Raw genomic sequence first — 11,885 nt, forward strand, 5'->3', positions numbered from 1 at the left:
AGGACGCATGTCAGAACCCACCACGACGCAGACCGGAACCCCGGTCGCCAGCGACGCCCACTCCCTCACGATCGGCGCCGACGGACCGGCGGTGCTGCACGACCGTTATCTCGTCGAGAAGCTCGCGCAGTTCAGCCGCGAGCGCATTCCCGAGCGCGTCGTGCACGCGAAGGGCGGCGGCGCCTTCGGCCGCTTCGAGGTGACCGCGGATGTCTCGGCCTACACGCGTGCCGCGGTGTTCCAGCCGGGTTCGACCGTCGAGACCCTGCTGCGATTCTCGAGCGTCGCCGGAGAGCAGGGCTCGCCCGACACCTGGCGCGACGTGCGCGGCTTCTCGCTGAAGTTCTACACGACCGAGGGCAACTACGACATCGTCGGCAACAACACGCCCGTGTTCTTCATCCGCGACGGCATCAAGTTCCCCGACTTCATCCACTCGCAGAAGCGCCTGCCCGGCACCGGTCTGCGCGACGCCGACATGCAGTGGGACTTCTGGACCCTCTCGCCAGAATCGGCCCACCAGGTCACGTACGTCATGGGAGACCGGGGTCTGCCGAAGTCGTGGCGCGAGATGCAGGGCTACGGTTCGCACACCTACCAGTGGATCAACGCCGAGGGTGAGCGGTTCTGGGTGAAGTACCACTTCCGCTCGCAGCAGGGAGACCTGCACCTCGACGCCGAGAGCGCCGAGGCGATCGCCGGTGCCGACGCCGACTACTACCGCCGCGACCTCCACGAGGCGATCGAGGCAGGCAACCACCCGAAGTGGGACATGCACGTGCAGGTCATGCCCTACGACGACGCGAAGACCTACCGGTTCAACCCGTTCGACCTGACCAAGGTCTGGCCGCACGCCGACTACCCGCTGATCCCGGTCGGCACGCTCACGCTCGACCGCAATCCGCAGAACTTCTTCGCGGAGATCGAGCAGGCGGCGTTCTCGCCGGCCAACACGGTGCCCGGCATCGAGATCAGCCCCGACAAGATGCTCATGGCGCGCGTGTTCAGCTATCCCGACGCACAGCGCTACCGCGTGGGCACGAACTACAACCAGATTCCGGTGAACGCGCCGCACGCGGCATCCGTCAACAACTACTCGCAAGACGGAGCCCAGCGCCATGCCTTCAACGCGCCGAGCACTCCGGTCTATGCGCCGAACTCGTTCGGCGGCCCCGTCGCTGCGCCCGAGTCGGCCGCAGAGGGCGGCTGGGAGAGCGACGGCGAGCTCGTGCGCGCGGCCTACACGCTGCGCTCGGACGACAGCGACTTCGGTCAGCCCGGCACCCTCTACCGCGAGGTCTACTCCGCAGAAGCGAAGGCACGCCTGCAGGTGACGCTCGCCGGCCAGGCTGCGTCGATCACGATCGACGAGATCCGCGAGCGGTTCTTCCAGTACTGGACGAACGTCGACGCCGATCTCGGCGTCGTTCTCCGCGAAGCCCACGCAGCGACCGTCATCTCGGCCGCCGAGGGTGACGGCGCCGCCGCGTAGTCACGAACGACGGGCCCGGATGTCGCTCTGCCGGACATTCGGGCCCACCACAGCCTCGTGCGGCGAGCGGCCCCAGCGCCGGAGCATCCGCACCCGGTCGTTCGCAACCCCTGTCCGACGTTCGAGTGCCGGAGTAGCATCGCGCACATGGCTGAGCTGCCCGATTTCAGTGACCTGCGCGCGCTCTTCGTGAACTGCACGCTGAAGCGAAGCCCCGAGGTGAGCAACACGCAGGGGCTCATGGACGCGAGCATCGCGCTCATGCGGGAGCAGGGCGTGCAGGTCGATACGCTGCGCTTCGTCGACCTCGAGGTCGCGACGGGCGTCTACCCCGACATGCGCCGACACGGATGGCGCGCAGACGCGTGGCCCGACGAGGTCTGGCCGCGCGTCGATGCCGCCGACATCCTCGTCGTCGGCGGGCCGATCTGGCTCGGCGACAACTCCTCGATCACGAAGAAGCTCATCGAGCGGTTGTACGCGATGAGCGGCGAGGTCAACGACCGCGGTCAGTAGGTGTACTACGGCAAGGTCGGCGGCGCAATCATCACGGGCAATGAAGACGGTGTCAAGCACTGCGCCCAGAACATCCTCTACAGCCTGCAGCACATCGGCTACTCGATCCCGCCGGGCGCCGACGCAGGCTGGATCGGCGAAGCGGGCCCCGGCCCGAGCTACCTCGACCCGGGTTCGGGCGGCCCCGAGAACGACTTCACCAACCGCAACACGACGTTCATGACCTTCAACCTGCTGCACCTTGCGCGCCTGCTGAAAGATGCGGGCGGGTTCCCGGTCGGCGGCAACGTACGCGCCGAATGGGACGCCGGCGATCACTCCGGATTCGGCGCGAATCCAGAGTATCGCTGACCACGCGGACTCAGCCTCGGTCGAGCCCGAACGTGTGCTTCACGAGGGCCTGCACGCCGCGGTCGAGTGCGTCGATGCGAGTGCCGACGCCCTCGAAACGGAGATGCCGCTGCGGCCTACGCCTCGACGAGCGAGCGGCGCACGACGCTCGCGAAGAACCCGAGCCCGTCGACGCCCGATCGCATCGCGGCCGCGGTGTCGGGGCCGAATCCGGGCTCGACGGCGTGCTCGGGGTGCGGCATGAGGCCGACGACGTTGCCGCGGGCGTTCGAGATGCCGGCGATGTCGCGGAGCGAGCCGTTGGGGTTCACGCCCACGTAGCGGAACACCACGCGGCCGTCGCCCTCGAGACGGTCGAGCGTCTCATCGTCGGCGATGAAGCCGCCTTCGCCGTTCTTCAACGGAATGGTGATCTGCTGGCCGGCCTCGTACTCGCCCGTCCAGTCGGTCGAGGCGTTCTCGACCGTGAGCACCTGATCGCGGCAGATGAAGGAGCCGTGGTCGTTGCGGATGAGCCCGCCCTCGAGCAGGCCTGCCTCGGTCAGCATCTGGAAGCCGTTGCAGATGCCGAGCACCGGCATGCCGGCGTTCGCGGCATCGACGACCTCGGTCATGATCGGCGAGAGTGAGGCGATCGCGCCGCAACGCAGGTAGTCGCCGTAGCTGAAGCCGCCGGGCAGGATCAGCGCGTCGACGCCCGCGAGGTCGTGCGAGCCGTGCCAGAGGGCGACGGGCTCGCCGCCGGCGAGGCGCACGGCGCGCTGCGCGTCGCGGTCGTCGAGCGAGCCGGGGAATGTGATGACGCCGATGCGCATGACGGCCCCGCTCAGTGGGTTTCGCCGGCTGGGGCGCCGAACCCGGTGCCGGATGCCGCTTCGGTCGCCTCTTCGGCGAGTTCCGCGTTCGTCACCTCGTAGTGGATGCCGACGACGTCTTCGATCACGCCGTTGGAGAGGATCTCCTCGGCGATCTCCTTGACGCTCGCTCGGAGTGCGTCGTCGACGGGCCCGTCGACGGTCAGTTCGAATCGCTTGCCGATGCGCACGCCGCTGAATCCGGTGTGACCGGTGCGGCTGAGGGCGCCGGCGACGGCCTTCCCCTGGGGGTCGAGCAGTTCGGCTTTGGGCATCACGTCGACGACGATGGTGGGCACCGCGGTTCTCCGTCCGGTGTCGAAAGTGTGGATGCGTCGATTCTACCGGGGTGAATCACGGTGCCCGACCTCAGCCGCGTGGCGTGCTCAGCAGGCTGAAGCGCTCAGCGCCGTCGAAGCACTGCGATGATCACGCCCACGGCGATGACGGCGCCGGCACCGATGGCGATGACCCGCCCGGGGTTCTCGCGGTACTGCGACGTGACGTAGGCGACGCCGTCGGCGGTGGCATCCTTCGCGGTCGACACGGCTGCGGTCGCCTGCTCCGAGATGGTGCCGATCGCGTCGGCTGCGGCCTCCGTCGCCTGCTGCGCGGTGTCGTTCACAGCGTCGGATGCGCGTGCGACCGTCTCTTCCACGGTCGTCTTCGCCGCGTCTGCGGTTGCCTTCGCCGTGTCGATGTTGCGATCGATATCGCTCATTGTGCTCCTTTCGCGGTGGTCTGGTCATCGTACGCTCGCCGCCTCGAACGGCCTGAATCCGCCCGTGGGCTTGTCACGATGGCGTTCTTCCTGCTAGAGGCCGCGCCCGCCGGCTCGCAGCGCTTTGACCCGACTCGTCGGTCAGCCGAGTCCGGCGCGCTCGAGCAGCACGGTCTTCAGGGTGTCGCGCGCAGCGGCGAGGCCGCGGTGCACCTCTTCGAAGCTCGTCGACAGCGGTGAGAGGCCGATGCGCAGGCCCCCTGGGTCGCGATAGTCGGGGATCACGTCCTGCTGCCAGAGCCGGGCGGTGACCTCGCGCATCGCGTCGTGGTGGAACGTCACGTGGCCGCCGCGCTCCTCGGGGTCGGCGGGGGAGGCGAGCGTGACCCCGTGCGGCGCCAGCCAGTCGCCGGCGAGGGTGATCGCGAACTCGGTGAGCGCGATCGACTTCGCGCGCAGCGCCGGCATGCCGGCCTCCTCGATCATCGCGAGGGTCTCCTCCATCGCGAGCATGCCGACGATCGGCGCGGTGCCCGAGAGGAACCGCCGGATGCCGGGCACGGGCTCGTACTCGGGCCCCATCGTGAACATGTCGGTCGTGCCCCACCAGCCCTGGATCGGCTGGGTGAGCGCCGACTGCAGGTCGTCGCGCACGTAGGCGAACGCGGGCGAGCCCGGGCCGCCGTTCAGGTACTTGTACGTGCAGCCGACGGCGAGGTCGAAGCCCCAGCGGTCGGCCTTCACGGGCACCGAGCCGGCCGAGTGGCAGAGATCCCAGAGGATGAGGGCGCCGGCGTCGTGAGCGATGCGCGTGAGCTCGGGGGCATCCGCCAGGTACGCCGAACGATAGGCGACGTGCGAGATGACGACGAGCGCTGTTTCAGGGCCGGCGACCTCGGCGAGTTGCTCGGGCGAGACGCCGGCCGAGGTGTCGACCTCGATCCAGCGCAGGCGCAGACCGCGCTCGCGGGCGATGCCCTCGAGCACGTAGCGATCGGTCGGGAAGTTGTCGGTGTCGACGATGATCTCGCGCCGCGCGGGGTCGCGGGCGATCTGCGCGTCGACGGCCGCGCGTGCGAGCTTGTAGAGCAGCACGGTCGTCGAGTCCCCGATGACCGTCTGGCCGGCCTTCGCCTCGATGACGGCGCGGCCGATGCGGTCGCCGATCTCCGTGGGCAGCTGCAGCCAGGCTTCGTCCCACCCGCGGATGAGCCTGCCGCCCCAGTCCTCGCGGAGGAACCGCTCGACGCGTTCGATCGCCGAGACGGGCGGGCGACCGAGCGAGTTGCCGTCGAAGTAGACGAGGTCGGTGTCGGCACCCGCGAAGCGCTTGCGGTAGTGCGCGAGGCCGTCGGCGCGATCCATCCGCCGGGCGAATGCGAGGTGCGGGTCGTGGGTCACATGGCCTCCAACGCGATCACAGTCTCTCCAGGTCTTCGGTGGGCACGATGGATGCCGAGGCGAGCCAGCCGGACAGGTCTTCGGGGGTCGCGGGCGGCGGTCCGGCGACGAACGTCACGATGCCCGCTGCGCGCTCGCGGAGCGGCCACGGGTCGACGAGCGCGCCGATCACCTCGGGCGCGCTGAGCCCGGCGAGGCTCAGCGCGGCGAGCTCGGCGGGATTCAGGCCGAGGGGCTGCACCCCGTTGCCGAGGTCGGTGCCGTAGAGCACGCGCCCGCCTGCGTCGTGGAACCGGCGCAGATTGTCGACGGCGCGGTCGAAGTCGGGGCTGGGCTCGCCGTACCCGTTGATGAAGAGCGTCGAGATCCAGCGTTGGCCGAGTGCCACGGCGCGGCCGATGAGCTCGTCGTCGACACGCTCGGTGAACGGGGTGTGGGCGAGCGCGTCGACGCCGGCGTCGATCGCGAGGCGCGCCATGCCGTCGCCCTCGACGTGCGCGACGACGGGCAGGTCGCGCTCGTGCGCGGCGGCGACGACGGCGTCGAGCGTACCGCGATCGAGCACGGGCCCCGCGGCCGCGTTCAACACGACCTTGATGACGGATGCCCCGAACGCGAGCTGTTCGGCCACCGCCGCTTCGGCCGGGCTCGGCAGCGACCCCCGCCCGTCGCCCGCGCGCTCGTCGATCTCGCGGACGCTGCCTTCGGCCGCCCAGGACCTGCCGGCCGGGTACCCGCCGCGCGCGGTGAGGAAGGCGCCGGCGAACTCGGCGTTCGGCAGCCCGTCATGGTGACGTCGCGCGGTGACGAGGTCGAGCGGGGCGCCGAGGTCGACGACCCCGGCGAGCGCGGTGTCGGCGAGCGCATCGGCGCCCACCAGCATGAGGTGCACGTGGTGGTCGACGAGCGGGGGCAGCATCGTGCCGGTCAGTCCGGGGTGCTCGCCGTTCAGTGAACGGCGAGCGGCGTGCGCGAGGGGGCCGAGGTCTGGCCGCCCGGATGCGTCGTTCGCAGCACGCCGACGTGCACTCTCGTCCATTCCGTCAGCCTACGGCGCGAGGCGATGGGTCGTCAGCCCGGAATCTCGGTGCGCACGGCGTAGAGCTCTGGAAAGAAGGTCAGCTCGAGCGCGCGCCGCAGGAAGCTCGCACCACTCGATCCGCCGGTGCCGGTCTTGTTGCCGATGATGCGTTCGACGGTCTTCAGGTGCCGGAACCGCCAGAGCTGGAAGTTGTCCTCGAGATCGACGAGCTCCTCGCAGGTCTCGTAGGCGGCCCAGTGCTCGTCGGTGTCGGCATAGATCGACGCGAGTACCGGGACGAGCTCGGGGCGGAACGTCCACGCGAGGGTGACATCGCGTTCGAGCACACTCGAGGGGATGGGGTATCCGGCCCGAGCGAGCAGTCGCAGGAACTCGTCGTAGAGGCTCGGAGCCTCGAGCGCCTCGGTGAGGATCGCGGTCGCCGCGGCATCCGACTCGAAGACCGAGAGCATCTTCGCGTTCTTGTTGCCGAGCACGAACTCGACCGCGCGGTACTGGTACGACTGGAACCCGCTCGCGTTGCCGAGCACGCCCCTGAACTGCCCGTACTCGGTGGGCGTGAGCGTCGCGAGCACCGACCACTGCTCGGTGAGCGTCTTCTGGATGTGCTTGACGCGCGCAACGCACTTGAGGGCCTTGGCCAGCTCGTCGGCGCGCAGCAGGTCGCGCGCGGTCTGCAGCTCGTGCAGCACGAGCTTCAGCCACAACTCGGTCGTCTGGTGCTGGATGATGAACAGCAGCTCGTCGTGGTGCACGGGCCGCGAGATCGGCCGCTGCGCCGAGAGCAGCGTCGGCAGGTCGAGATAGCCGCCGTAGCTCATGCGATCGCTGAAGTCGGTGACGACGGATGTCTCGATACGCCGCGTATTGTCGACGACGGGTGGCTCGTGCTCAGCTCGTTCTGTCACGTGATCAGCCTAACCTCGCCGCGTGTTAGCGTGACGCGAGCGAGAGGCGCCTGCACATGTACATCGATCTTCCCGAAGCCGAGTTGCGCGACTACCGGGGCAGCGGACGAGAACCGGCGGACTTCGATGCGTTCTGGTCGTCGACGCTCGAGGAAGCCCGGCGACACGCCATCGCCGTCACGGCCGAGCGGGTCTCGACACCGCTCGCCACGGTCGACGTGTACGACGTGTCGTTCGCCGGGTTCGGCGGCCAGCGCGTGCGTGCGTGGCTCCGCGTGCCGGCCGGCGCCGACGCCCCGCTGCCCGCCGTGGTGCAGTTCCACGGCTACGGTCGCGGGCGCGGCGACGCCATCGAGAACCTGCTCTGGGCTTCGGCGGGCTACGCACATCTCGAACTCGACACCCGCGGCCAGGCGTGGAGCGGTTCGCGCGGCGCCACCGCCGATGAGGCCGGCTCCGGACCGGCGGTGCCGGGATTCCTGACACGAGGCATCGAACACCGCGAGACCTTCTACTTCCGCCGGCTCATCACCGATGCGGTGCGGTTGACGGATGCCGCGCGCGCCCTGCCGCTCGTCGATGGACGCCGCCTGGCCGTCACGGGCATCAGCCAGGGCGGCGGACTCGCGCTCGCAGTGGCCGGACTCGTGCCCGGGCTCGCCGGGGTCATCTCGCGGGTGCCGTTCCTCTGCGACTTCCCGCGAGCGACCGTCATCACCGATGCACGGCCGTATCGTGAGATCGCCGACTATCTCTCGTGGTACCGCGACCGCACCGAACAGGTGCTCGACACGCTCTCGTACTTCGACGGTGCGAACTTCGCGCAGCGTGCCACTGCGCCGCTCTGGATCACCGCGGCGCTGATGGATGCCGTCTGCCCCCCGTCGACGGTGTTCGCCGCCTACAACCGGTACATGGGGCCGAAGCGCATCACCGTCTGGCAGTACAACGGACACGAGGGCGGCGGGGTCGACGACGACCTGCTCGCGCTCGAGGCGCTCGGCGAGGTGCTGACGCCGAGCTGACACGGCCTGGCGCCGAGCTGACACGGCCTCGCGCCGAGCTGACACGGCCTCGAGGTCGAGAACCCGGCGTCAGCGCCCCGAGGTGCTCGCCTTCTCGAGCGCGCGCCGCAGCGGCAGGTAGTGCTCGATGACGGCCTGCCGGTACTTCTCGGCGTCGCCGGCGACGGCGGCGGCGAGCATCGCGCCGTGGGCGCGCGCCGTATCGGCGATCTCGGCGGCCGGTGCCAGCCCGAGCAGCGGGTAGACGACGGTGTTGACCTCCCAGAACGCCGCGACGAGCTGCCCGACGAGCGCGTTGTCGAGGTAGCCGAGCAGACGGGTGTGGAAGGCGAGATCCTCTTCGGCGAACGGCACTCCGCGGGCGCCCTTCTCGGCCATGACCGCGACGAGGCGCTCGAGCTCGGGGTCATGCGTTCCGTCGAGCGATGTCGTGACCTGTGTCGCCATCGCGAGGTCGAGGGCCTCTCGCACCTCGACCACCTCGAGCAGTGCGGCGAGGCTGTCGTCCTGGTCGACGACGCCTCGGAAGACGAGGCCCTCGACGAGCGGGGAGAGGGAGAGCTGGCCCACGTAGGTGCCGTGGCCGTGGCGCACCTCGACGATGTCGAGTGCCGCGAGCATCCGCATGGCCTCGCGAACGCTCGAACGGCTCACCTCGAGGCGGGCGCAGATGTCGGCCTCGGTGGGCATCAGGTCGCCGGGCCGCAGGCCCTCGGCCAGGATCAGGCCCTTGATCTGCTCGGTCAGCGAACCCCGCTTTCGCGGGGTTGCGGAGTAGGCGCGGGTCACAGTCTGATCACGTCTTGTCATGCCCGGCTTGACCTTTCGCTTCATCGAGTATTACCGTCAGTCTAGTCACATAAGACGTCTGATGTCCGATATCTCCCGATGTTCTCTCAGGCGTCTCCCCCGAAGACCATTGGATATGGAGCAATGATGATCCGAACCACAAGGCGAGGCCCCGCGAAGTGGGCCGCCGCGATTGCCGGCGCCGCAGCCGTCACGGTCGCCCTCTCCGCGTGCACGCCGCCTGCGCAGAACGATGACGCATCGGCGCCCGCCGGCGAGGTCGACTCGTCGGCCACGATCGAGGCCGGCATCTCCTACTCGCTCGGCGGCAGCTTCGACCCGATGCTGGCATCGGGCGCCGTCACCCAGGCAGCCAACTGGCACATCTTCGAGGGCCTCGTCGATCTCGACCCGGTCACCCGTGAGCCGTATGCTGCCCTGGCCGCAGACATGCCGACCGAGATCGACGACACCACGTACGAGATCGACCTTCGCGAGGGCGCGACGTTCCAGAACGGCGACCCGGTCACCGTCGACGACGTCATCTTCAGCTACGAGCGGGTCATGAACCCCGACACCGGCGGGTTCTTCGCGAGCTTCGTCGACTTCATCAACACGGTCGAGGCCGTCGACGAAGACACCGTTCGGATCACGACCGACTACCCGTTCTCGCTCTTCAACGAGCGTCTCGGCGTCGTGAAGATCGTTCCGAAGGCGCTCGTCGAGGCCGACGCCGAGGCCTTCGGCGCACTGCCCGTCGGCAGCGGCCCGTACTCGCTCGTCTCGGCCACGCCCGACGAGGCCCTCGTCTTCGAGCGCTACGACGACTACAACGGCCCGCGCCCCGCGTTGGCCGCCGGCATGAACTGGAACCTGCTGGGCGACCCGGCGGCACGCGTCACCGCGATGTCCTCCGGCACGATCCAGGCGATGGAGGACGTTCCCTACATCGACGTGGACGCCCTCGCCTCGGCCGTCGAGGTCGAGACCGTGCAGTCGTTCGGACTCCTCTTCATGATGTTCAACACGAAGGTCGCTCCCTTCGACGACCCCCGTGTGCGCCAGGCCTTCTTCTACGCCCTCGACATGGACAAGATCATCGAGACCGGCATGCTCGGCAACGCCGAGGCCGCGACGTCGTTCCTGCCCGAGTCGCACCCGAACTACAACGAGGCGTCGACGGTCTACACCTACGACCCCGAGAAGGCCAAGGAGCTGCTCGACGAGGCCGGCGTCAGCGACCTGTCGATCACGCTGCTGACCACCGACACCGGCTGGGTCCGCGAGGTCGCCCCGCTGATCAAGGAGTCGCTCGATGCCGCCGGCATTGCGACGACCCTCGACATCGGGCAGTCGCCCGCTCAGTACACGAAGGTCGACTCCGGTGACTACCAGGTCATGGTCGCCCCTGGTGACCCGTCGGTCTTCGGAAACGACGCCGACATCCTGATGCGCTGGTGGTACGGCGACAACGTGTGGCCGAACACGCGCTTCAACTGGGCCGACTCGCCCGAGTACGCCGAGCTCACCGAGCTCCTCGACACGGCTGTCGCCGAGTCCGGCGACGCGCAGCAGGAGACGTGGAACCAGGCCTTCGACCTCATGTCGGAGCAGGTGCCGCTCTACCCGCTGTTCCACCGCAAGCTGCCCACCGCCTGGAACCCCGACGAGCTCGTCGGCTTCGCTCCGGTCCCCACGACCGGTCTGTCGTTCCTCGACGTCGGCGTCGCGCAGTAACCCCCTGACCGGGGCGGGACGCCGTCCCGCCCCGGTCCCCCTGTTCTCCGACCGCGTCGTCGCGGTCCACTCTCGAGCCGGAAGGACGGGCCGTGTCGAACACGCTCCGACTGATCGGGCGCAGACTCATCCAGTTGCCCCTGATGATCCTGGGCATCACGTTCCTCGTATTCTTCGTGATGTCCTTCTCCCAAGTCGACCCGGCGATCACCGCACTCGGTGAAGGTGCCTCGGTCGAAGACCGCGAAGCGTATCGCGATGCACACGGGCTGAACGACCCCCTGCTGGTGCGCTACTTCGCCTTCCTTGCAGGGCTCGTGCGGTTCGACCTCGGCACCTACACGGCCCGGCAGCTGCCGGTGAGCGATGCGGTGGCCAGTGCGTTCCCGGTCACCCTCCAGCTGACGTTCCTCGGTCTCATCATCGCCGTCATCGGAGCAACGCTCCTCGGTGTGGCGGCGGCGCTCTACCGCGACCGCTGGCCCGACCAGGTCATCCGCGTGCTCTCGGTCGGCTCGCTGTCGATGCCGTCGTTCTGGCTCGCCGTGCTGCTCATCCAGCTCTTCACCCTTCAGCTGAACCTCCTCCCGGCATCCGGCCCCCTCCCGTCGTTCAGCGAGGACCCCGGCGGATGGCTCGCCAGGATGACCCTGCCGGCCATCTCGCTCGCCGTTCCGGTGATCGGCCAGCTCTCACGCGTCGTCCGCACGGCGATGGTCGAAGAACTCGACCGCGACTACGTGCGCACCGCCGTCGGTGCCGGCGTTCCCCGGCCGGTCGTGATCGCCCGCAACGTGTTCCGCAACGCGCTCATCACGCCGGTCACGGTGCTCGGCCTGCGCGTCGGCTACCTCATCGGCGGCGCGGTGGTCATCGAGATCATCTTCGCGCTGCCCGGCATGGGCACGCTGATCCTCCAGGGCATCACCAACAACGAACCCAATCTCGTGCAGGGAGTCACGCTCATGGTGGCCCTCGCGTTCGTCGTGATCAACATCATCGTCGACCTCCTGTACGTGCTCATCAACCCGCGAATCAGGTCGGTGTGA

General features: G+C 68.8%; 11 protein-coding genes and 1 pseudogene. 5 read left to right on the forward strand and 7 right to left on the reverse strand.

The window, feature by feature from the left end:
- The first annotated feature begins 7 nt into the window (after positions 1 to 7).
- A complete protein-coding gene (locus tag FHG54_RS03300) occupies positions 8 to 1,492 on the forward strand; it encodes a catalase (RefSeq protein ID WP_139416004.1) in 1,485 nt (494 codons plus the stop codon).
- 147 nt (positions 1,493 to 1,639) lie between these two features.
- Positions 1,640 to 2,359: pseudogene (locus tag FHG54_RS03305) on the forward strand (flavodoxin family protein).
- A gap of 116 nt (positions 2,360 to 2,475) precedes the next feature.
- On the opposite strand, the gene purQ reads toward FHG54_RS03305, so the two are convergent.
- From purQ to FHG54_RS03335, 6 genes are all read right to left on the reverse strand, one after another.
- On the reverse strand, positions 2,476 to 3,174 hold the full coding sequence (gene purQ, locus FHG54_RS03310) for a phosphoribosylformylglycinamidine synthase subunit PurQ (RefSeq protein WP_139416005.1): 699 nt from the start codon (positions 3,172 to 3,174) through the stop codon (positions 2,476 to 2,478).
- A gap of 11 nt (positions 3,175 to 3,185) precedes the next feature.
- Positions 3,186 to 3,512 (reverse strand): phosphoribosylformylglycinamidine synthase subunit PurS, encoded by a 327-nt coding sequence (purS, locus tag FHG54_RS03315; RefSeq protein WP_168197083.1) that lies wholly within the window; start codon positions 3,510 to 3,512, stop codon positions 3,186 to 3,188.
- A gap of 104 nt (positions 3,513 to 3,616) precedes the next feature.
- Complete coding sequence (locus FHG54_RS03320; RefSeq protein ID WP_139416006.1) at positions 3,617 to 3,934, reverse strand: hypothetical protein; 318 nt, start codon at positions 3,932 to 3,934, stop codon at positions 3,617 to 3,619.
- A 141-nt stretch (positions 3,935 to 4,075) separates the two neighbouring features.
- The gene (locus FHG54_RS03325; protein WP_139418280.1) at positions 4,076 to 5,299 is read right to left on the reverse strand and encodes a kynureninase; all 1,224 of its coding nucleotides are present in this window, start codon (positions 5,297 to 5,299) and stop codon (positions 4,076 to 4,078) included.
- Between the two features lie 52 nt (positions 5,300 to 5,351).
- Positions 5,352 to 6,374 (reverse strand): amidohydrolase family protein, encoded by a 1,023-nt coding sequence (locus FHG54_RS03330; protein ID WP_139416007.1) that lies wholly within the window; start codon positions 6,372 to 6,374, stop codon positions 5,352 to 5,354.
- A gap of 32 nt (positions 6,375 to 6,406) precedes the next feature.
- Positions 6,407 to 7,198 (reverse strand): tryptophan 2,3-dioxygenase, encoded by a 792-nt coding sequence (locus FHG54_RS03335; RefSeq protein WP_139418281.1) that lies wholly within the window; start codon positions 7,196 to 7,198, stop codon positions 6,407 to 6,409.
- 143 nt (positions 7,199 to 7,341) lie between these two features.
- Here FHG54_RS03335 and FHG54_RS03340 point away from each other — a divergent pair, with 143 nt between their 5' ends.
- Positions 7,342 to 8,310 (forward strand): acetylxylan esterase, encoded by a 969-nt coding sequence (locus FHG54_RS03340; RefSeq protein WP_139416008.1) that lies wholly within the window; start codon positions 7,342 to 7,344, stop codon positions 8,308 to 8,310.
- A 69-nt stretch (positions 8,311 to 8,379) separates the two neighbouring features.
- Here FHG54_RS03340 and FHG54_RS03345 read toward each other — a convergent pair whose 3' ends face one another.
- Positions 8,380 to 9,099, reverse strand: coding sequence for a FadR/GntR family transcriptional regulator (locus FHG54_RS03345; RefSeq protein ID WP_233437857.1), 720 nt, complete (start codon positions 9,097 to 9,099; stop codon positions 8,380 to 8,382).
- 147 nt (positions 9,100 to 9,246) lie between these two features.
- Between FHG54_RS03345 and FHG54_RS03350 the strand changes: the two genes are divergently transcribed.
- Complete coding sequence (locus FHG54_RS03350; RefSeq protein WP_232331319.1) at positions 9,247 to 10,836, forward strand: ABC transporter substrate-binding protein; 1,590 nt, start codon at positions 9,247 to 9,249, stop codon at positions 10,834 to 10,836.
- A 92-nt stretch (positions 10,837 to 10,928) separates the two neighbouring features.
- Positions 10,929 to 11,885 carry an ABC transporter permease gene (locus FHG54_RS03355; protein WP_139416010.1) on the forward strand — a complete coding sequence of 319 codons (957 nt, stop codon included), beginning with the start codon at positions 10,929 to 10,931 and terminating at the stop codon, positions 11,883 to 11,885.

This window comes from Agromyces laixinhei (assembly GCF_006337065.1).
Lineage (GTDB): Bacteria > Actinomycetota > Actinomycetes > Actinomycetales > Microbacteriaceae > Agromyces > Agromyces laixinhei.